Below are 20954 nucleotides of genomic sequence, written 5' to 3' on the forward strand. Positions count from 1 at the left end.
CGGCCGCCGCCTACCCGTCCGCCTGAGGGACCGTCAGCAGGCTCCGCGCGTGCGCCAGATAGCCCGCGAGGGCGAGTTCGAAGGCGTGGTCGGCGCGGCCCTCCGGGGCCGCGCCGAGGGCGGCGGCCAGGCGCGGGGTGGCCGTCTCGTCGGCCACCTCCCACATCGCCTCCGGCGCGGCGAGGTCCAGCGCCGAACCGAGCACCAGGTTCTCCAGGCCGATGATCACCGGCATGACGTCCGGCAGCGCGAACCCCGCGTCGAGGAGCAGCGTCACCGCCCGCTCGTAGTGGTCGAGCACCTCGGGCGCCCGCACCGGTGAGGCCATGAGCAGCGGGATCGTCCGGGGGTGGGCGGCGAAGGCGGCCCGGTAGGAGCGGGCCCAGGCGGCCATGGCGGCGTCCCAGGGGGCGCCGGCCAGCGTCTGCGGGTCGATGCCGGAGACCACCCGCTCGCGCAGCAGCTCGATGATCCCGTCCCGCCCGTCCACGTGGTGGTAGACGGAGGCCGTCTGCACCCCGAGCCGCTTCGCGATCTGCGGCACGCTGAGATCGCCCAGCTCGTCGACGACCGCGAGCGCCGTGGTGGTGATCCGCTCCCGGTCGAGGAGGGGTCTGCGCGGCCGGCCCATGCGAGGTCACTCCCTGTCCATGTTCCCGTCGGGTCTTCCCCCGCGGTCCGAGGCGAGGTTACATTGCGGCAACCGAAAGCCTTTAGGTTTCCGTCTCCCCGCGGAACCCCCCTGCCACGGAAGGGCTTCCCCCCGCATGCCCGGAACCACCCCCGAACAGCCGCCGGGACTCCGCACCGGCACCCTCACCACCAGCGACATCACCTTCTTCGTCGTCTCCGCCGCCGCCCCGCTCACGGTGATGGCCGGCGTCGCCCCCGTCGCCCTCCTGCTCGGCGGCATCGGCGCCCCCGCCGGCTACCTCCTGGCCGGCCTCACCCTCACCGTCTTCGCCGTCGGCTTCACCACCATGAGCCGGCACGTCCGCTCCGGCGGCGCCTTCTACGCGTACATCACCCGCGGCCTCGGCGTCCCCCTCGGCATCGCCGCCGCCCTCGTCGCCATGCTCGGCTACAACGGCATGGAGATCGGCGTCTACGGCCTCCTCGGCTCGGCCACCTCCGACACCGCCGCCGCCTTCGGCCTCAACGTCCCCTGGCTCCCCGTCTCCCTCGCCGGCCTGCTGGTGATCTGGTACGGCGGCTACCGCTCCATCGACTTCGGCGCCAAGGTCCTCGGCGTCCTCCTGGTCGCCGAGACCGGCATCCTCGTCCTGCTCGCCGGCGGCGTCCTCCTCGACGGCGGCGCCGACGGCCTCTCGCTCGCCGGATTCGCCCCCGGGCACGTCCTCACCGGCGGCATGGCCGCCGTCCTGGCCTTCGCCTTCGCCGCCTTCACCGGCTTCGAGTCCACCGTCATCTACCGCCGCGAGGCCCGCGACCCCGACCGGACCGTCCCCCGCGCCACCTACCTCGCGGTCGCCTTCCTCGGCGTCTTCTACGCCTTCGTCGTCTGGACCGTCGTCCAGGCCTTCGGCGACGACGAGGTCGTCCGGGCCGCCGCCGAGGACCCCGGCGGCCTCTTCTTCGCCGCCGTCACCACCTACGTCGGAGCCTGGGCCGCCGACCTGATGCACGTCCTCATCGTCACCAGCGTCCTCGCCTCCCTCCTCGCCTTCCACAACGCCATCAACCGCTACGCCCTCGCCCTCGCCGAGGAGGGCGTCCTCCCGAAGGCCCTCGGCCGGATCCACCCCCGCCACCGCTCCCCGTACGTCGCCGGGGCCGCGCAGACCGCGCTCGGCGCCGTCGTCGTCCTCGCCTTCGCGCTCGCCGGCGCCGACCCGTACCAGCAGCTGCTGCTCTGGGTGAACACCCCCGGCATGCTCGGCCTGATGCTCCTCCAGCTGCTCGCCGCCCTCGCCGTCCCCTGCTTCTTCCGCCGGATCCCGCACCGCGAGGGCGTCTGGCGCACCCTGGTCGCCCCCGTCGCCGCCTTCGTCCTGCTCGCCGGCGCGATCGTCCTGGTCACCGCCAACATCGAGCTCTTCACGGCGGCCTCCACCGCCGTCAACACCGTCCTCGTCGCCCTCGCCCCCGCCGTCCTCGTCCTCGGCCTGCTGCTCGCGCGCCGCCTGCGCCGCACCCGCCCCGAGGTGTACGCCCGCTTCGCCGCCGAACCCGACCCGCAAGGAGAAGAGTCCCCGTGTCCGCAGCCGCAGACCTCGTCCTCGTCAACGCCCGCGTCCGCGACCCCGGGCCCACCGGCCACACCGCTGTCGCCGTCCGCGACGGACTGATCGCCGCCGTCGGCTCCACCGCCGACGCCCGCGACTGGACCGGACCGGGCACCGAGACCGTCGACCTGGCCGGCGCCACCCTCGTCCCCGGCCTCACCGACGCCCACAGCCACCCCGTCTGGGGCCTGGAGATGTCCACCGGCACCGACCTCTCCGCCGTCACCGGCCTCGACGGGCTCCGCGCGGCGCTGAGGGGCGCCGAGCGCCGCGAGGGCTGGGTCCTCGGCTTCGGCCTCGACCACAACGTCTTCGGCGGCCGCCCGATCCACCGCGACCTGATCGAGGACGCCCTGGACGGCGCCCCCGCCTTCCTCCGGCTCTACGACGGCCACTCCGCGCTCGCGAGCGGCGCCGCCCTGAAGGCCGCCGGCATCGACGGGCCCCGCGCCTTCACCCAGCGCTCCGAGATCGTCTGCGACGCCGACGGGCACCCCACCGGACACCTCAACGAGCACGCCGCCATGGACCTGATGACCCCGGTCCTGCCCGTCACCCCCTACGCCGAGCGCCGCGACCGGCTCGTCGCCCTGCTCTCCGCCATGGCCGCCACCGGCCTCACCGCCGCCCACGTCATGGACCTCGGCGGCCACGACGTCCCCGGCCTGCTCGCCGCGGTCGAGGAGGACGGCGACCTGCCGGTCCGCCTCCGCCTCGCGCCCTGGTGCATGCCCGGCGCGACGGAGGAGGAGCTGGACGCCCTCGTACGGCTCCAGGGGCGGGCCGGCCGGAACTGGCGGATCGGCGGCGTGAAGTTCTTCATGGACGGCACCGTCGAGGGCGGCACCGCCTGGCTGGAACACGCCGACTGCCACGGCCAGGGCACCGACGCCTTCTGGCCCGACCCCGAGGCGTACTCCGCCGCCGTCCGCCGCCTCCACCGGGCCGGCGTCCCCACCGCCACCCACGCCATCGGCGACGCCGCCGTCCGCCACGTCCTGGACACCGTCGAGACCCTCGGCGCGGGCGGGCCCCGGCACCGGATCGAGCACATCGAGACCGTCCCCGACGACCAGCTCGGCCGCTTCGCCGCCCTCGGCGTCACCGCCTCGATGCAGCCCCCGCACACCGCGTACACCCGCGCCGACCACACCGACCAGTGGTCCGTGCGGCTCGGCGGGGAGCGGGCCGCGCGGGCCTGGCGCTGCCGGGACCTCCGCGAGGCCGGCGCCCGCCTGGCGCTCGGCTCGGACTGGCCCATCGCGCACTACGACGCCCGCGAGGTCCTCGCCACCGCCCGCGCCCCGCGCGGCGCCGCCTCGGCCCGCCAGGGGCTGACCGGCCTGATGGCCCTGGAGGGCATGACGAGCCACGCGGCCCACGCGGCGGGGGAGGAGGCGCTGACCGGCCGCGTCGCCCCGGGGCTGCGCGCCGACCTGACCGTCCTGGCCCTGGATCCGACGGAGGCCCCCGCCGACGAAACGGCGGAGGCCCCGGTCCTGCTCACGGTCAGCGGCGGCCGGATCACCTACCGGAGCTGACCCGCTCCTCACGCTCCTCGCGCTCCTCGGCCCTGTCCGCGTCCGTCCCCCTCGGGGCGGACGCGGCCGGCTCCACGGCCGTCAGCGGCTCCACCCGCTTCGACAGGCGGTGCGGCCAGGTGCCGTACCAGAAGTAGGCGACGGCGAAGCCGAAGGCGAGGCAGATCATGCCGCCCACCGCGTCCAGCCAGAAGTGGTTGGCGGTCGCCACGATCACGACCAGGGTCGCCGCCGGGTAGAGCAGGCCCAGGATCCGGGCCCACGGGGCCTTCGCCAGGAAGAAGATCGTCAGCCCGCACCACAGCGACCAGCCGATGTGCATCGACGGCATCGCCGCGTACTGGTTCGACATGTGCTTCAGGTCGCCCGAGGCCATCGAGCCCCAGGTGTGGTGCACCAGGACGGTGTCGATGAAGTCCTTGTTCTCCATCAGCCGCGGCGGCGCGAGCGGGTACAGGTAGTAGCCGACCAGGGCCACGGCGGTGGTGGCGAAGAGGACCGTGCGGAACGCGGCGTAACGGCCCGGCTGCCCTCGGTACAGCCACACGAGCACACCGATGGTGACGACGAAGTGCAGCGTCGCGTAGTAGTAGTTCATCCCCACGATGAGCCACGTCACCGAGTTCACGGCGTGGTTGACCGCGTGCTCGAAGGCGAGGCCGAGGGACTCCTCGGTCCGCCAGATCCAGTCCGCGTTCCGCAGCGCCTCGGCCTTCTGCTCGGGCACCGCGTTGCGGATCAGCGAGTACACCCAGTAACTGACCGCGATCAGCAGCAGTTCGAACCAGATCCGGGGGCGCCGGGGGCTGCGCGTGCGCAGCCACGCCCACCGGCCGTCGGCCACGATGGGTGACGACGGGGTCGTCCGGTCGTCCAAACTCTTCACGGTCGTTTCACCCATAGGCAGAGAGTTTGCCAGATCCACGCCCCCCGACCGATCATCCCTCCGACGGGTGTGCGGCGCACCCTCTCCCTCTCAGGTACTACGGGGCGGGAGGCGCCGAGGCCGTGGAGCCGCGGACCACCAGCTCCGGCATGAAGACGAACTCGGAGTGCGGGGCCGGAGTGCCGCCGACCTCCTCCAGGAGGGCCCGGACCGCCGCCTGCCCCATCGCCTGCACGGGCTGCCGGATGGTGGTCAGCGGCGGGTCGGTGAAGGCTATGAGCGGGGAGTCGTCGAAGCCGACGACGGAGACGTCCCGCGGCACGCTCAGCCCCTGCTACCGGGCCGCGCGGATCGCGCCGAGCGCCATCATGTCGGAGGCGCAGACCACCGCCGTGCAGCCCTTGGAGATCAGGGCCGCCGCCGCGGCCTGGCCGCCCTCCAGGGTGTACAGGGAGTGCTGGATCAGCTCCTCGGACTCCTCGGCGGTGAGGCCGAGCCGGTCCCGCATCCCCTTCTGGAACCCCTCGATCTTGCGGAGCACCGGCACGAACCGCTTGGGTCCGACGGCGAGCCCGATCCGGGTGTGGCCGAGGGCGGCGAGGTGGGTGACCGCCAGCTGCATCGCGGCCCGGTCGTCGGGGGAGACGAAGGGCGCCTGCACCTTGGGGGAGAAGCCGTTGATGAGGACGTACGGGACGCCCTTGCCGCGGAGCTGGTCGTAGCGGGAGGTGTCCGCCGTGGTGTCCGCGTGCAGACCGGAGACGAAGATGATGCCGGCCACCCCGCGCTCCACCAGCATGTCGGTGAGCTCGTCCTCGGTGGACCCGCCGGGGGTCTGGGTGGCGAGCACCGGGGTGTAGCCCTGGCGGGTCAGGGCCTGCCCGATGACCTGCGCGAGGGCCGGGAAGATGGGGTTGTCCAGTTCGGGGGTGATCAGCCCGACCAGGCCGGCGCTGCGCTGGCGCAGCCGTACCGGGCGCTCGTAACCGAGCACGTCGAGCGCGGCAAGCACGGATTCGCGGGTGGCCGTGGCCACACCGGGCTTGCCGTTGAGCACGCGGCTGACTGTGGCTTCACTGACCCCCGCCTGGGCTGCGATGTCGGCAAGCCGCGCGGTCATGAGAGTGGACTGTACCGGTCACAGCGCGTATTGCCCACCGGCCGGGCGGCCTCCGCTCACCGCAAGGCGGTTCGCAAGGTCTTGCAGGTCTTGCGGTGGGGCGCGGGGGCCGAGTCGAGCGGAGGAAACGATTCCGCAGTCCGGAGAGGGCACCTCCGGAGCCGCGCCGGCCCGGATGATCCGGGCGAAAGGGCGGAAGTGGCCCCTCCGCGCCGCTGTCAAGCGCCCCGACGGCAACCTTCAGGACACGCGGATGTAACGATCGCCGGTCCTTGCAGAAATTTCACGCAAGCTCTTTCGGCGCGTTTTCATCCCTGTTACGTTCCTGGCAACCCGGAGCGCCGCGAGGGAGCGGTCGCAATGAGGAAGGTTCCAGCCCCTCGTCACCCCGGGATCATGTTGAAGGAGTTCACATGCGGCGTGGCATAGCGGCCACCGCGCTGGTCGCGGCCCTGGGCGTCACCCTGGCGGCGTGCGGCGGTAGCGACAGCGGTTCCAACGGCGCCTCGAAGGGCTCGGGCGAGCTCTCCGGCACCGTGACCTGGTGGGACACCTCCACGGTCGGCTCCGAGGACAAGGTCTTCAAGAAGCTCGCCGAGGACTTCACCAAGAAGCACCCGAAGGTCACCGTCAAGTACGTGAACGTGCCCTTCGGCGAGGCGCAGAACAAGTTCAAGAACGCCGCCCAGTCCGGCTCCGGCGCTCCCGACGTGATCCGCTCCGAGGTCGCCTGGACCCCCGAGTTCGCCGACCTCGGCTACCTCGCCCCGCTGGACGGCACCGCCGCGCTGAAGGACCAGGGCGACTTCCTGGAGCAGGCCGCCGCCTCCACCAAGTACAACGGCAAGACCTACGCCGTGCCGCAGGTCATCGACTCCATGGGCATCTTCTACAACAAGAAGATCTTCAAGGACGCCGGCGTCCAGGTCCCGAAGACCATCGACGAGCTGAAGACCGTCTCCGCCAAGATCAAGGAGAAGACCGGCAAGACCGGCCTGTACCTCCGCGGCGACGACCCGTACTGGTTCCTCTCCTTCCTGTACGGCGAGGGCGGCGACATGGTCGACGCCGCCGACAAGAAGATCACGATCGACGACGAGTCCGGCGTCAAGGCCTTCAAGACCGTCAAGGACCTCGTCGACTCCAAGGCCGCGATCACCGACGCGACCAACGGCTGGGACAACATGCAGGCCGCCTTCAAGGACGGCAAGGTCGCCATGATGATCAACGGCCCGTGGGCCGTGGCCGACACCTACGCCGGCAAGGAGTTCGCCGACAAGGCCAACCTCGGCATCGCCCCCGTCCCGGCGGGCTCCGCCGGCCAGGGCGCCCCGCAGGGCGGCCACAACCTCGCCGTCTACGCCGGCTCCAAGAACCTGGACGCCTCCTACGCCTTCGCCGAGTACATGACCTCGGCCGAGAGCCAGGCCAAGATCGCCCAGGAGCTCAGCCTCCTCCCGACCCGGCAGTCCACGTACCTCCAGCAGGGCGTCGCCGGGAACGAGATGATCGCGTTCTTCAAGCCGATCGTCGAGAAGGCCGTCGAGCGCCCGTGGATCCCCGAGGGCGGCAGCCTCTTCGAGCCGGTCAAGGTCGAGTACACCAAGGTCCTCACCGGTCAGACCACGCCGGAGGCCGGCGCCAAGGCCGTCGGCGACGCCTACCGCAAGCTCCTGAAGGACTGGAAGTAAGAAGGAAGGCAGGCCGGCTGATGGCTGTGGACACCCCCAGCCAGTCGGTGGCGAAGGCCGCGGGCGAGCACGTCGCCCGCGGCCGGAGCCGCGGAACTGGTTCCCCGCGACGGGCGGCGAAGCGCTCCCTCTCCACCCACTGGTACGCCTGGGCGATGGTCGCCCCGGTGGTGATCGTGATCGGCGTGATCATCGGTTATCCGCTGGTCCGCGGCATCTACCTGTCGTTCACCGACGCCAACGAGCGCAACGTCGCGCGGACGATCGGCGTCAACGAGATCCCGGCCACCTACGAGTTCATCGGCCTGGACAACTACACCGACGCGATCACGGGCAGCCAGTTCCTCGGCACCCTCGGGTGGACGATCGTCTGGACCGTCTCCTGCGTGGCGGTCACCTTCGCCCTCGGCCTGGCCCTCGCCAACGTCCTCAACCGCAAGATCGCCGGCCGCTCCGTCTACCGGATGATGCTGATCCTGCCCTGGGCGGTCCCCGGCTTCGTCTCGGTCTTCGCCTGGCGCTTCCTCTACGACGAGCGCCGCGGCCTGCTCAACCAGATCCTCTCCGGGGTCGGCCTCGACGCCGTCCCGTGGCTCAACGACCCGCTGATGGCCAAGTTCGCCGTCATCGCCGTCAACGTCTGGCTCGGCGTCCCCTTCATGATGGTCGCCCTCCTCGGCGGCCTCCAGTCCATCCCCGGCGAGCTCTACGAGGCCGCCGAGATGGACGGCGCCAACGCCTGGCAGCGCTTCCGGAACATCACCATGCCCGGCCTGCGCTCCGTCTCCACCACGGTCCTGCTGCTCTCCACCATCTGGACCTTCAACATGTTCCCGGTGATCTTCCTGCTCACCCGGGGCGGACCCGGCGAGGCCACCCAGATCCTCGTCACCCAGGCGTACAAGTTCTCCTTCGAGATCAGCCCGCGCGACTTCGCCCAGTCGTCCACGTGGGGCGTCCTCATCCTGGTGCTCCTGATGATCTTCGCCGCGATCTACCAGCGCGTCCTCCGCAAGCAGGGAGAAGTCTGGTGACCACCACGACCCCCACGGCCCAGCGCCCCGCCCCCCAGGTCATGAACACCCCGATCCGGGGCCGCCGCTCGCCGCTCGCCTCGGTGGCGCTGCACCTCACCCTGATCGTCGCCTCCGTGATCGCCGTCTTCCCGGTGCTGTGGGTCCTGCTGACCTCGCTCAAGCCCGCGAAGTACGCGACCACCACGGACTTCTTCAAGGAGACGACGTTCGAGAACTACACGAACCTGCTGAGGGACACCCCGTTCCTCACCTGGTTCGGGAACTCGCTCCTCGTCGCCGCGCTCACCACGCTCATCGGCGTCTTCATCTCCGCCACCACCGGCTACGCGGTCAGCCGCTTCCGCTTCCCCGGCAAGCGCGGCCTGATGTGGACCCTGCTCGTCACCCAGATGTTCCCGGTCGCCGTCCTCATCGTGCCGATCTACAACATCATGGCGTCGCTCGGCCTGCTCAACCAGGCGGCCGGCCTGGTCATCACCTACCTGACCATCGCCGTCCCGTTCTGCGCCTGGATGATGAAGGGCTTCTTCGACGGCATCCCGCGCGAGATCGACGAGTCGGGGTACGTCGACGGGCTCACCCCCTTCGGCACCTTCTGGCGGCTGATCCTGCCGCTCGCCAAGCCGGGCATCGCGGTGACCGCCTTCTACTCCTTCATCACCGCCTGGGGCGAGGTCGCCTACGCCTCCGCCTTCATGGTCGGCGACGAGAACCTGACGCTCGCCGGCGGCCTGCAGAAGTTCGTCAACCAGTACGGGGCCCAGTGGGGCCCGATGACGGCGGCCTCCGTCCTCATCGCCATCCCCGCCGCCCTGGTGTTCCTCTTCGCCCAGCGCCACCTCGTCACCGGCATGTCCGCCGGCGCGGTGAAGGGCTGACGGCCCTGAGCGCCGAACCCGTACGCCCCTCCTTACCTCCCAGGGAAGACATGACCCAGCACCTCGCCGCCCCCGCCGCCGCCCCCACCACCGGCACCGACACGGGCTGGTGGAGAGACGCGGTGATCTACCAGGTCTACCCGCGCAGCTTCGCCGACGGCAACGGCGACGGCATGGGCGACCTGGTGGGCATCCGCAGCCGGCTGCCGTACCTCAAGGAGCTCGGCGTCGACGCCGTCTGGCTCTCCCCCTTCTACGCCTCCCCGCAGGCCGACGCCGGGTACGACGTCGCCGACTACCGGGCCATCGACCCCATGTTCGGCACGCTGCTCGACGCCGACGCCCTGATCCGCGAGGCCCACGAGCTGGGCCTGCGCATCATCGTGGACCTGGTCCCCAACCACTCCTCGGACCAGCACGAGTGGTTCCAGCGCGCCCTCCGGGAGGGCCCCGGCTCCCCGCTGCGCGAGCGCTACCACTTCCGCCCCGGCAAGGGCGAGAACGGCGAGCTCCCGCCCAACGACTGGGAGTCCATCTTCGGCGGCCCCGCCTGGACCCGGGTCGAGGACGGCGAGTGGTACCTGCACCTCTTCGCGCCCGAGCAGCCCGACTTCAACTGGGAACACCCCGCGGTCCGCGACGAGTTCCGCTCCATCCTGCGCTTCTGGCTCGACATGGGCGTCGACGGCTTCCGCGTCGACGTCGCCCACGGCCTGGTCAAGGCCGCCGGCCTGCCCGACATCGGCGCCCACGACCAGCTGAAGCTGCTCGGCAACGACGTCATGCCCTTCTTCGACCAGGACGGCGTCCACGAGGTCTACCGCTCCTGGCGGCAGATCCTCGCCGAGTACGACGGGGAGCGGATCCTCGTCGCCGAGGCGTGGACCCCGACCGTCGAGCGCACCGCCAACTACGTGCGCCCCGACGAGATGCACCAGGCGTTCAACTTCCAGTACCTGGGCACCCACTGGGACGCGGCCGAGCTGCGCACCGTCATCGATGCCTCGCTGGAGGCGATGCGCCCGGTCGGCGCCCCCACCACCTGGGTGCTCTCCAACCACGACGTCACCCGGCACGCCACCCGCTTCGCCAACCCGGCGGGCCTCGGCACCCAGCTGCGCACCCCCGGCGACCGCGAGCTGGGCCTGCGCCGGGCCCGCGCCGCGACCCTGCTGATGCTGGCGCTGCCCGGTTCCGCGTACGTGTACCAGGGCGAGGAGCTGGGCCTGCCGGACGTCACCGACCTGCCCGACGAGGTGCGCCAGGACCCGTCCTTCTTCCGCGCCACCGGCCAGGACGGCTTCCGCGACGGCTGCCGGGTGCCGATCCCGTGGACCGTCGAGGGCTCCTCGTACGGCTTCGGCGACGGCGGCTCCTGGCTGCCGCAGCCCGCGACCTGGGGCGCCCTGAGCGTCGAGGCGCAGGCCGGCGACCCCGGCTCCACCCTGGAGCTGTACCGCAGCGCGCTCGCCGTCCGCCGCGAGCGCCCCGAACTCGGTGCGGGCGACTCCGTCGAGTGGCTGGAGGCACCCGAGGGTGTGCTCTCCTTCCGCCGCGGCGGCTTCGTCTGCACCGCCAACACCACCGGCCGGGCCATCTCCGTCCCGCTGCCCGGCCGGTATCTCCTCTCCAACGAGGACGTCAGGATCGTGGACGACGCCGCAGAGGTGCCGGCCGACACCACCGTCTGGTGGGCGGTGTGACGATCCCCCCGCCGCGGGGCACCGGCAACGGCGCCCCGCGGCTCGCGGACATCGCGGCCCAGTCCGGCGTCAGCGAGGCCACCGTCAGCCGGGTCCTCAACGGCAAGGCGGGGGTGGCCGGCGCGACCCGGCACAAGGTGCTCGCGGCGCTCGACGTGCTCGGCTACGAGCGTCCGGTCCGGCTCAAACGCCGCAGCGCGGGCCTCGTCGGGCTCGTGGTGCCCGAGCTGACCAACCCGATCTTCCCGGCCTTCGCGCAGGTCGTCGAGCAGGTGCTGGCCGGGCACGGCTACACGCCGGTGCTCTGCACCCAGATGCCCGGCGGCGCCACCGAGGACGAGCTGGTCGACCAGCTCGTGGAGCGCGGGGTGGCCGGCATCGTCTTCCTCTCCGGGCTGCACGCGGACGCCTCCGCCGACCCGGCCCGGTACGCCCGGCTGACCGAGCGGGGCGTGCCGTACGTCCTCATCAACGGCTACCACGAGCGGATCGACGCCACCTTCGTCTCCCCGGACGACCGGGCCGCCGCCCGGATGGCCGTGCGGCACCTCGCCGAGCTCGGCCACGAGCGGATCGGCCTCGCCACCGGACCCACCCGCTACGTGCCCTCGCGCCGCAAGGCGGAGGGCTTCGCCGCCGAGCTGTACGAGGTGCTCGGCGTGGAGCGGGCGGAGGCCGAACGTTTCGTGCGGCCCACCCTGTTCGGCGTCGAGGGCGGTCACGCGGCCGCCGAGATCCTGCTCGACGAGGGCTGCACCGGGATCGTCTGCGGCTCCGACCTGATGGCGCTCGGCGTCGTCCGGGCGGCCCGCGCCCGGGGCCTCGACGTGCCCCGGGACGTCTCCGTCGTCGGCTTCGACGACTCCCCGCTGATCGCCTTCACCGACCCGCCGCTGACCACCGTGCGCCAGCCCGTGCAGGCCATGGCGACGGCGGCCGTCGGCGCGCTCCTGGAGGAGATCGAGGGCAGTCCGGTGCAGCGCACCGAGTTCGTCTTCCAGCCCGAGCTGGTCGTCCGCGGCTCCACCGCGCAGCCGCCGTGCGCGGCGCCGTAACTCCTTGCGCAATCCCTTGCGGAGGGCGTGCCGGAAGTATTGACCGCACGCCTGTACGCCCCTACGGTCGCGGCTGAAAACAGTTGCTGAGAATTTCGGCAACTTCTTGCGAACAGCTCTCACACGACAGGGACGTCGTACAGGAGGAAGCATGGCAAGAAGGACCGTGGCCGCTGCACTCGCCCTCGTGGCGGGAGCCGCTGCGGCCGTCACGGCGAACGCCCCGGCGCAGGCCGCGCCGCCGGGGACCAAGGACGTCACCGCCGTGATGTTCGAGTGGAACTTCGCCTCGGTGGCCCGGGAGTGCACCGACCGCCTCGGCCCCGCCGGCTACGGCTACGTGCAGGTCTCCCCGCCCCAGGAGCACATCCAGGGCGCCCAGTGGTGGACCTCGTACCAGCCCGTCAGCTACAAGATCGGCGGCCGGCTCGGGGACCGCGCCGCCTTCAAGAACATGATCGACACCTGTCACGCCGCCGGCGTGAAGGTGGTCGCGGACTCGGTCATCAACCACATGGCGAACAGCTCCGGCACGGGAACGGCCGGGACCGCGTTCTCCAAGTACGACTACCCCGGGCTCTACTCCGGCGCCGACATGGACGACTGCCGCGCCACCATCTCGAACTACCAGGACCGGGGCAACGTCCAGAACTGCGAACTCGTCGGCCTGCCCGACCTCGACACCGGCGAGGAGTACGTCCGCGGGAAGATAGCCGGCTACCTCAACGACCTCCTGTCGCTCGGCGTCGACGGCTTCCGCGTCGACGCCGCCAAGCACATGCCGGCCGCCGACCTCGCCGCCATCAAGGCCAAGCTGACGAACCCGAACGCCTACTGGAAGCTGGAGGCCATCCACGGCGCCGGCGAGGCCGTCTCCCCGAGCGAGTACCTCGGCAGCGGCGACGTCCAGGAGTTCCGCTACGCCCGCGACCTCAAGCGGGTCCTCCAGAACGAGAAGCTCGCCTACCTGAAGAACTTCGGCGAGTCCTGGGGCCACATGCCGTCGGGCCAGTCCGGCGTCTTCGTCGACAACCACGACACCGAGCGCCAGGGCGACACCCTGACCTACAAGGACGGCGCGAACTACACCCTCGCCTCCGTCTTCATGCTGGCCTGGCCCTACGGCTCCCCGGACGTCCACTCCGGCTACGAGTGGACCGACAAGGACGCGGGACCGCCCAACGGCGGCCGGGTGAACGCCTGTTACGCGGACGGCTGGAAGTGCCAGCACGCCTGGCGCGAGATCTCCTCCATGGTCGCCTTCCGCAACACCGCCCGCGGCGAGGCCGTCTCGAACTGGTGGGACAACGGCAACAACGCGATCGCGTTCGGCCGCGGCTCCAAGGCGTACGTGGCGATCAACCACGAGTCCTCCGCCCTCACCCGCACCTTCCAGACCTCCCTCCCGGCCGGCACCTACTGCGACGTGCAGTCGAACAACCCGGTCACGGTCAACGCCTCCGGACAGTTCACCGCCACCCTCGGCGCGAACACCGCCCTCGCCCTCCACACCGGGGCCAAGAACTGCGGCTCCGGCACCACCCCGCCGCCCGCCACCACCACCGGCGCCTCCTTCAACGTCACCGCCACCACGGTGCCGGGCCAGAACATCCACGTCGTCGGCAACCGCGCCGAGCTCGGCAACTGGGCCCCCGCCGCCGCCCCCAAGCTCGACCCGGCCGCCTACCCCGTGTGGAAGCTGGCCGTGAACCTGCCCGCCGGCACCACCTTCGAGTACAAGTACGTCCGCAAGGACGCCGCCGGCAACGTCACCTGGGAGTCCGGCGCCAACCGCACCGCGACCGTCCCCGCCTCCGGCCAGGTCGTCCTGAACGACACCTTCCGCAGCTGAGCCCCCTCCCTCCGCAGGGCCGCCCCGACCGGGGCGGCCCCCTCTTCCCGTACCTCCAGGGAGCCCCCGTGATACCCAAGAGAACGGCCGTGGCGCTCGCCGCGGCCCTCGTCGCCGCCCTCGTCCCGGCCCTGCCCGCGACCGCCGCGCCCCGCCCGCCGGCCCCGCCCTCCGACCGGGTGCTCGCCGCCGAACCGGCCCGCCAGGACCTCACCCGCGAGCAGTTCTACTTCGTGCTGCCCGACCGGTTCGCCAACGGCGACGCCTCCAACGACCGGGGCGGCCTCACCGGCAGCCGCACCGCCACCGGCTTCGACCCCACCGACAAGGGCTTCTACCAGGGCGGCGACCTCAAGGGCCTCACCCAGCGCCTGGACTACATCAAGGGCCTCGGCACCACCGCCATCTGGATGGCGCCCATCTTCAAGAACCGGCCCGTGCAGGGCGAGGGCAAGGACGCCTCGGCCGGCTACCACGGCTACTGGATCACCGACTTCACCCAGGTCGACCCGCACTTCGGCACCAACGACGACCTGAAGAAGCTGATCGCCGCCGCCCACGCCAAGGGCATGAAGGTCTTCTTCGACGTCATCACCAACCACACCGCCGACACCGTCGACTACGCCGAGAAGAAGTACGGCTACCGCCCCAAGGGCGCCTACCCGTACCTCGACAAGGACGGCCGCCCCTTCGACGACCGCATCGCGATCGGGAAGGTGGACGCCGACTCCTTCCCGTACACCCCCGTCGAGCGGACCGGCGACAAGGTCCCGGCCTGGCTCAACGACCCCACGATGTATCACAACCGCGGCGACTCCACCTGGCAGGGCGAGTCCGCCGAGTACGGCGACTTCGTCGGCCTCGACGACCTGTGGACCGAGCGCCCCGAGGTCGTCGAGGGCATGAAGCGGATCTACGAGACGTGGGTCCGCGACTTCGACATCGACGGCTTCCGCATCGACACCGTCAAACACGTCGACCTGGACTTCTGGACCCAGTGGGCCACCGCCCTGGACGCCTACGCGAAGAAGCGGGGCCGCGAGGACTTCTTCATGTTCGGCGAGGTCTACTCCGCCGACACCGCCGTCACCAGCCCCTACGTCACCCGCGGCCGGCTCGACGCCACCCTCGACTTCCCCTTCCAGGACGCCGCCCGCGCCTTCGCCTCCCAGGGCGCCGGCGCCGACCGCCTCGCCAGGGTCTTCGGCGACGACCACAAGTACACTGCCCGGCACGCCAACGCCTACGAGCAGGTCACCTTCCTCGGCAACCACGACATGGGCCGCTTCGGGACCTTCCTCAAGCAGGACAACCCGCACGCCTCCGACGCCGAACTCCTCCGCCGTGCCACCCTCGCCAACGAGCTGATGTTCCTCTCCCGGGGCAACCCGGTGATCTACTCCGGCGACGAGCAGGGCTTCACCGGCGCCGGCGGCGACAAGGACGCCCGCCAGCCCCTCTTCGGCACCGGCGTCGCCGACTACCTCGACGACGACCAGCTCGGCACCGACCGCACCCACGCCTCCGACGCGTACGACACCGCGCACCCCGTCTACCGGTCGATCGCCGCCCTGTCCCGGCTGACCAAGGCGCACCCCGCCCTCCGTGACGGCGTCCAGCGCACCCGCCTCACCGAGGGCTCCGTCTACGCCGCCTCCCGCACCGACGCGAAGCAGCGCGTCGAGTACCTGGTCGCCGCCAACAGCGCCACCGAGCCGAAGACCGTGAGCGTCCCGGTCGACTCCGCCGCCTTCCACGTCCTGTACGGGGGTCAGAGCGCCGTCACGGCGGAGGACGGCAAGGTCACCGTCACCGTCCCGGCCCTCTCCACCCTGGTCCTCAAGGCCGACGCGCCGCTCCCGGCCGTCACCGCGAAGCCGTCCGTCACCCTCAAGGCCCCGGCCGCCGGCGCCACCGGCACCGTCGAGCTCAGCGCCGGCGTCACCGGCGACGCCCTCAGCCGCGTCGTCTTCGCCGCCCAGGTCGGCAACGGACGCTGGCAGACCCTCGGCACCGCCGACCACGCCCCCTACAAGGTCACCCAGCACGTCACCGCGCCCGCCGGCACCCCGATCCGCTACAAAGCCGTCGTCGTCGACACCGCCGGACGCACCGCGAGCGCCACCGCCGCCACCACCGCCGGCGCGCCCCCGGCGCCCGAGAAGCCGGTCGCCGTCGAGCGCCCGTACGCGATCGTCCACTACAAGCGCGAGGACGGGGACTACGACGGCTGGACCCTCAAAGCCGCCGGCCAGGAAGCCGCCTTCACCGGCCGCGACGCCCACGGCGCCTTCGCCTGGGTGAAGGTCCCCGAGGGCACCTCCTCGCTCGCGTACACCGTCGAGAAGGCCGGCGCCGCCGACGGCCCGCAGCGCACCATCGCGCTCGGCCGCACCGGCGAGGTCTGGATCACCCAGGGCCAGGACGGCCAGTCCGACACGAACCCGGCACCCACCGCCCCGGACAAGACCAAGGCCGTCATCCACTACCAGCGCCCGGACGGGAACTACGACGGCTGGGGCCTCCACCTGTGGACCGGCGCCGCCCAGCCCACCGACTGGTCCAAGCCCCTGCTGCCCACCCGCGTCGACGCCTACGGCGCCGTCTACGAGGTGCCGCTGGCCGAGGGCGCCACCTCGCTCTCGTACATCCTCCACAAGGGCGACGAGAAGGACCTGCCCACCGACCAGTCCCTCGACCTCGCCGGCACCGGCCACGAGGTCTGGCTCCTCGCCGGACAGCCCAAGCACCTGCTGCCGGCCTCCGGCGGCGCGCCCGCCCTCGACCTCGGCAAGGCCGAGGCCCAGTGGATCGACCGGAACACCGTCGTCTGGAAGGTGAAGGCGAACGACTCCACCAGCCAGCAGCTCGTCTACGCCCCCGAGGGCGGCATCACCGTCACCGACGGCGCCCTCAGCAGCGAGGGGCAGTGGCTCCGGCTGAACGCGGGCGGCCTCACCGACGCGCAGAAGGCGAAGTTCCCGCACCTCAAGGACTACCCGGCCTTCACCGTCGACCCGCGCGACGCCGACCGGGTCCGCGCCTCCCTGCGCGGCCAGCTCATCGCCACCCAGCGCGCCGCCAACGGCGCCCTGCTCGCTGCCACCGGCGTCCAGACCGCCGGCGTCCTCGACGACCTGTACGCCGCGAAGGCCGTGCAGGCCGACCTCGGCCCCGTCTTCCGCCACGGCCGCCCCACCCTCTCCCTCTGGGCGCCGACCGCGCGGACCGTCGCCCTGGAGATCGACGGCCGGACCGTGCCCATGCGCCGCGACGACGCCTCCGGCGTCTGGCGGGCCACCGGCCCGAAGAGCTGGAACGGCAAGCCCTACCGGTACGTCGTCACGGTCTGGGCGCCCAGCGTCGGCAAGCTCGTCGAGAACCGCGTCACCGACCCGTACGCGACCGCCCTCACCGCCGACTCCGCCCGCAGCCTCGTCGTCGACCTCGCCGACCCGAAGCTCGCCCCCGCCGGCTGGAAGACCCTGAAGAAGCCGGCCGCCGTGCCGCTGCGCGACGCCCAGATCCAGGAACTCCACGTCCGCGACTTCTCGATCGCCGACCCGACGGCGAAGGCGGACCACAAGGGCACCTACCTCGCCTTCACCGACAGGAACAGCAAGGGCTCGCAGCACCTCAAGGCCCTCGCCGACTCCGGCACCGGCTACGTCCACCTCCTCCCGGCCTTCGACATCGGCACCATCCCCGAGAAGAAGTCCGACCAGAAGGAACCCGCCTGCGACCTGAAGGTCTACGCCCCCGACTCCGAGGAGCAGCAGGCGTGCGTGGCCGAGGCCGCCGCGAAGGACGCCTACAACTGGGGCTACGACCCGCTGCACTACACGGTCCCCGAGGGCTCCTACTCCACCGACCCGGACGGCACCCGCCGCACCGTCGAGTTCCGGCAGATGGTCCAGGCCCTCAACGGGCAGGGCCTGCGCACCGTCATGGACGTCGTCTACAACCACACCGTCGCCGCCGGACAGTCCGACAAGTCCGTCCTCGACAGGATCGTCCCCGGCTACTACCAGCGGCTCCAGGCCGACGGCTCCGTCGCCACCTCCACCTGCTGCGCCAACACCGCGCCCGAGAACGCCATGATGGGCAAGCTCGTCGTCGACTCGGTCGTCACCTGGGCCAAGCAGTACAAGGTCGACGGCTTCCGCTTCGACCTCATGGGCCACCACCCGAAGGAGAACATGCTGGCCGTCCGGGCCGCCCTGGACGCGCTCACCGTCGAGAAGGACGGCGTCGACGGCAAGGCCATCGTCCTCTACGGCGAGGGCTGGAACTTCGGCGAGATCGCCGACGACGCCCGCTTCGTCCAGGCCACCCAGAAGAACATGGCCGGCACCGGGATCGCCACCTTCTCCGACCGGGCCCGCGACGCCGTCCGCGGCGGCGGCCCCTTCGACGAGGACCCCGGCGTCCAGGGCTTCGCCTCCGGCCTCTACACCGACCCCAACGCGTCGGCCGCCAACGGAACCCCGGAGCAGCAGAAGGCCCGCCTCCTGCACTACCAGGACCTCATCAAGGTCGGCCTCACCGGCAACCTCGCCGGCTACACCTTCACCGACACCTCGGGCCGCACCGTCAAGGGCTCCGAGGTCGACTACAACGGCGCCCCGGCCGGCTACGCCGCCGCCCCCGGCGACGCCCTCGCCTACGCGGACGCCCACGACAACGAGACCCTGTACGACGCCCTCGCCTTCAAGCTGCCCGCCGGCACGTCCCCGGCGGACCGGGCCCGCATGCAGGTCCTCGCCATGGCGACCGCCACCCTCTCGCAGGGCCCGGCGCTCTCCCAGGCCGGCTCGGACCTGCTCCGCTCCAAGTCCCTCGACCGCAACTCGTACGACAGCGGCGACTGGTACAACTCCATCCAGTGGGACTGCCGCGACGGCAACGGCTTCGGCCGGGGCCTGCCCCCCGCCGCCGACAACAAGGCCAAGTGGGGCTTCGGCAAGCCGCTCCTCACCAACCCGGACCTGACGGTCGGCTGCGCCGAGATCGACGGCACCTCCGCCGCCTACCGGGACCTCCAGAGGATCCGCACCACCGAACCGGTCTTCTCGCTCGCCACGGCCGGCCAGGTGCAGGAGCGGCTCTCCTTCCCGCTCTCCGGGACGGACGAGACCCCGGGCGTGATCACCATGCGCCTCGGCGACCTCGTGGTCGTCTTCAACGCCACCCCGCAGGGCCGGACGCAGAAGGTCGCCGCGCTGGCCGGGAAGGGCTACGCCCTCCACCCCGTCCAGGCGAACGGCTCCGACACCACCGTCAAGTCCGCCTCCTACGAGGCCGGTTCGGGCACCTTCACGGTCCCGGCCCGCACGGTCGCGGTCTTCAAGGCCACCGGCTGACGGACCTGCCCGGGACGCGGGCCCCGGTCGCCCCTTGTGCGGCCGGGGCCCGTGCCGTGAAGCTGTGGCCCGACATCCCGTACCAGCAGGAGAGACCGTCATGCCGCAGATCACCGTCGACTACTCCGCGCCCCTGGACCGGCGCGGTCTCGCGCTCGCCCTGCACGCGCTCGTCGCGGAGGTCACCGGCGCCCCGCTCGCCGCCTGCGCGACCCGCTTCCGGGAGGTCGAGGAGACCGTCACCGGCGACGGATCCGTCGACCGGGCCGTGGTGCACGCCCACATCGCCCTGCCCTGGGGACAGTACGACGAGACCAAGAGCCGCCTCTCGAAGGCCGCGCTGCCCCTGCTCTCCCGCCACCTCAAGACGACCGACCGGGTGCGCCTCTCGGTCGAGATCCGCGACCTCGACGCGTCCTACCGGGCGGGCTGAGCCGGCACGGCCGGGGCCGGGGCCAGTTCGAGCAGCCGGCCCACCAGCTCCGCGAACGGCCCGTCCACCGGCTCCTCGGCCAGGATCGCGGCCAGGACCTTCGCCGCCTGCTCGTCGTAGACGGCGCTCACCGCCGTCAGCGCCGCGAAGTCGTGCACCAGCTTCCGCTCCAGCTCCGCGCGCGGCACCCGCCGCCCGTCCAGCCACAGCAGCGCCGTCGACTCCGCCAGCGACACCCAGGACCGCACGACCAGTTCGAGCCGCGGCGAGGGTTCCGTCACCCCGAGGTGGGCCAGGATCTGCTCGTACGCGGCCTGCCGCACCTCGTCGATCATCGCGTTCGTCGTCGACGATCCCACCGCGGGGCCGCCCCGCATCAGCGCCGCGAAACCCGGCCCGTGGTCGTCGACGAAGTCGAAGAACCGGCCCATCACCCGCAGCAGCCGCGCCCCCAGCGGCCCCTGCGGCGGCTCCAGGAAGCGGGCCGCCAGCTCGTCGGCCGCCCGCCGCAGCGCCGCCTCGTACAGGCTCTGCTTGCCGGGGAAGTAGTGGTAGACCAGCGGCCGGGAGATGCCCGCGGCGGCGGCGATCTCGTCGATGGACACCTCGTCGGGGGAGCGGCTGCTGAAGAGTTCGAGGGCCACCCCGATCAGCTGCTGCTTGCGCTCCTCGACGCCCATCCTGCGCCGCACACCGGTGGTCATACGAACAGCCTAACGGGGTCCGTTACGCTCCTCGTCCATGAGCGCTTCCGACCAGGACACCCCGGCCGCCGAGGGCCCCGTGACCGACGAGTCCGCCGAACCCTCCGCCGAGCCCTCCGAGGCGGCGGAGGAAGAGGCGGCGGAGGTGGAGGACACGGAGGACGCGGAGGAGGACCGGGAGCCCGGCGACGGCATGACCCCCCGGCAGGCGAGGCGGCTGCGCGTGGCGGCCGCCTCGGTCCTGCTGGTGGTGATGGGCGTGGTCCTGGTGGTCCGCCTGGCGAGCCGCACCTCCGTGCTCGTCGTCGGCGTCTACGGCCTCGCGATGATCCTCTGCGGGATCGTCATCGAACTGGCCCGCAACGGCCGCACCCGGCTCGGCACCTGGCTCCTGGTGGGCGGCCTCGCGGCCGCCCTCGCCCTCGACTGGCTGGTCCTGCCGTAG

14 protein-coding genes and 1 pseudogene are annotated in these 20954 nt (G+C 71.8%); 11 read left to right on the forward strand and 4 right to left on the reverse strand.

Annotated elements, in window-relative coordinates:
* Positions 1-10 precede the first annotated feature (10 nt).
* Complete coding sequence (locus AB0E83_RS21920; protein ID WP_362114257.1) at positions 11-631, reverse strand: TetR/AcrR family transcriptional regulator C-terminal domain-containing protein; 621 nt, start codon at positions 629-631, stop codon at positions 11-13.
* Positions 632-767: 136 nt separating this feature from the next.
* Between AB0E83_RS21920 and AB0E83_RS21925 the strand changes: the two genes are divergently transcribed.
* Both AB0E83_RS21925 and AB0E83_RS21930 read left to right on the forward strand, forming a co-directional pair.
* On the forward strand, positions 768-2309 hold the full coding sequence (locus AB0E83_RS21925; RefSeq protein ID WP_362114260.1) for an APC family permease: 1542 nt from the start codon (positions 768-770) through the stop codon (positions 2307-2309).
* A complete protein-coding gene (locus AB0E83_RS21930; RefSeq protein ID WP_362114263.1) occupies positions 2216-3787 on the forward strand; it encodes an amidohydrolase in 1572 nt (523 codons plus the stop codon). The genes AB0E83_RS21925 and AB0E83_RS21930 overlap by 94 nt, the downstream gene beginning before the upstream one ends.
* Here AB0E83_RS21930 and AB0E83_RS21935 read toward each other — a convergent pair.
* Both AB0E83_RS21935 and AB0E83_RS21940 read right to left on the reverse strand, forming a co-directional pair.
* Positions 3771-4688, reverse strand: a complete 918-nt coding sequence (locus AB0E83_RS21935; protein ID WP_362114266.1) for a phosphatase PAP2 family protein — start codon at positions 4686-4688, stop codon at positions 3771-3773. The genes AB0E83_RS21930 and AB0E83_RS21935 overlap by 17 nt on opposite strands.
* Positions 4689-4770: 82 nt before the next feature.
* Positions 4771-5793, reverse strand: a pseudogene (locus tag AB0E83_RS21940) (LacI family DNA-binding transcriptional regulator).
* A gap of 413 nt (positions 5794-6206) precedes the next feature.
* On the opposite strand from AB0E83_RS21940, the gene AB0E83_RS21945 reads away from it, so the two are divergent.
* The 8 genes from AB0E83_RS21945 (at position 6207) to AB0E83_RS21980 (ending at position 19805) form a co-directional block, all read left to right on the forward strand.
* Complete coding sequence (locus AB0E83_RS21945; RefSeq protein ID WP_362114269.1) at positions 6207-7484, forward strand: extracellular solute-binding protein; 1278 nt, start codon at positions 6207-6209, stop codon at positions 7482-7484.
* Between the two features lie 20 nt (positions 7485-7504).
* Positions 7505-8518 (forward strand): sugar ABC transporter permease, encoded by a 1014-nt coding sequence (locus AB0E83_RS21950; protein WP_362114272.1) that lies wholly within the window; start codon positions 7505-7507, stop codon positions 8516-8518.
* A 41-nt stretch (positions 8519-8559) separates the two neighbouring features.
* Positions 8560-9399 (forward strand): carbohydrate ABC transporter permease, encoded by an 840-nt coding sequence (locus AB0E83_RS21955; RefSeq protein ID WP_362114370.1) that lies wholly within the window; start codon positions 8560-8562, stop codon positions 9397-9399.
* Between the two features lie 50 nt (positions 9400-9449).
* Entirely contained in the window at positions 9450-11102 is a 1653-nt protein-coding gene (locus AB0E83_RS21960) for a glycoside hydrolase family 13 protein (protein ID WP_362114275.1), read from the forward strand.
* Positions 11090-12157, forward strand: coding sequence for a LacI family DNA-binding transcriptional regulator (locus tag AB0E83_RS21965; RefSeq protein ID WP_362114278.1), 1068 nt, complete (start codon positions 11090-11092; stop codon positions 12155-12157). The genes AB0E83_RS21960 and AB0E83_RS21965 overlap by 13 nt, the downstream gene beginning before the upstream one ends.
* A gap of 151 nt (positions 12158-12308) precedes the next feature.
* On the forward strand, positions 12309-14009 hold the full coding sequence (locus AB0E83_RS21970; RefSeq protein WP_362114281.1) for a carbohydrate-binding module family 20 domain-containing protein: 1701 nt from the start codon (positions 12309-12311) through the stop codon (positions 14007-14009).
* 68 nt (positions 14010-14077) lie between these two features.
* Entirely contained in the window at positions 14078-19372 is a 5295-nt protein-coding gene (gene pulA / locus AB0E83_RS21975; RefSeq protein ID WP_362114284.1) for a pullulanase-type alpha-1,6-glucosidase, read from the forward strand.
* Between the two features lie 100 nt (positions 19373-19472).
* Positions 19473-19805: an isomerase gene (locus AB0E83_RS21980; protein ID WP_362114287.1), complete on the forward strand. Its 333-nt coding sequence runs from the start codon at positions 19473-19475 to the stop codon at positions 19803-19805.
* Here the strand turns inward: AB0E83_RS21980 and AB0E83_RS21985 are convergent.
* Complete coding sequence (locus AB0E83_RS21985; protein ID WP_362114290.1) at positions 19790-20509, reverse strand: TetR/AcrR family transcriptional regulator; 720 nt, start codon at positions 20507-20509, stop codon at positions 19790-19792. The genes AB0E83_RS21980 and AB0E83_RS21985 overlap by 16 nt on opposite strands.
* A gap of 37 nt (positions 20510-20546) precedes the next feature.
* Here AB0E83_RS21985 and AB0E83_RS21990 point away from each other — a divergent pair, with 37 nt between their 5' ends.
* Positions 20547-20954 (forward strand): hypothetical protein, encoded by a 408-nt coding sequence (locus tag AB0E83_RS21990; protein WP_362114293.1) that lies wholly within the window; start codon positions 20547-20549, stop codon positions 20952-20954.

It is taken from the genome of Streptomyces sp. NPDC035033, from assembly GCF_040636735.1.
GTDB lineage: Bacteria > Actinomycetota > Actinomycetes > Streptomycetales > Streptomycetaceae > Streptomyces.

Excerpts from the sequence above, each read along its gene's own strand:
- AB0E83_RS21920 (WP_362114257.1), bottom strand. The coding sequence starts at position 631 with ATGGGCCGGCCGCGCAGACCCCTCCTCGACCGGGAGCGGATCACCACC.
- AB0E83_RS21925 (WP_362114260.1), top strand. The coding sequence starts at position 768 with ATGCCCGGAACCACCCCCGAACAGCCGCCGGGACTCCGCACCGGCACC.
- AB0E83_RS21935 (WP_362114266.1), bottom strand. The coding sequence starts at position 4,688 with ATGGGTGAAACGACCGTGAAGAGTTTGGACGACCGGACGACCCCGTCG.
- AB0E83_RS21945 (WP_362114269.1), top strand. The coding sequence starts at position 6,207 with ATGCGGCGTGGCATAGCGGCCACCGCGCTGGTCGCGGCCCTGGGCGTC.
- AB0E83_RS21950 (WP_362114272.1), top strand. The coding sequence starts at position 7,505 with ATGGCTGTGGACACCCCCAGCCAGTCGGTGGCGAAGGCCGCGGGCGAG.
- AB0E83_RS21955 (WP_362114370.1), top strand. The coding sequence starts at position 8,560 with ATGAACACCCCGATCCGGGGCCGCCGCTCGCCGCTCGCCTCGGTGGCG.
- AB0E83_RS21960 (WP_362114275.1), top strand. The coding sequence starts at position 9,450 with ATGACCCAGCACCTCGCCGCCCCCGCCGCCGCCCCCACCACCGGCACC.
- AB0E83_RS21970 (WP_362114281.1), top strand. The coding sequence starts at position 12,309 with ATGGCAAGAAGGACCGTGGCCGCTGCACTCGCCCTCGTGGCGGGAGCC.
- AB0E83_RS21980 (WP_362114287.1), top strand. The coding sequence starts at position 19,473 with ATGCCGCAGATCACCGTCGACTACTCCGCGCCCCTGGACCGGCGCGGT.
- AB0E83_RS21985 (WP_362114290.1), bottom strand. The coding sequence starts at position 20,509 with ATGACCACCGGTGTGCGGCGCAGGATGGGCGTCGAGGAGCGCAAGCAG.
- AB0E83_RS21990 (WP_362114293.1), top strand. The coding sequence starts at position 20,547 with ATGAGCGCTTCCGACCAGGACACCCCGGCCGCCGAGGGCCCCGTGACC.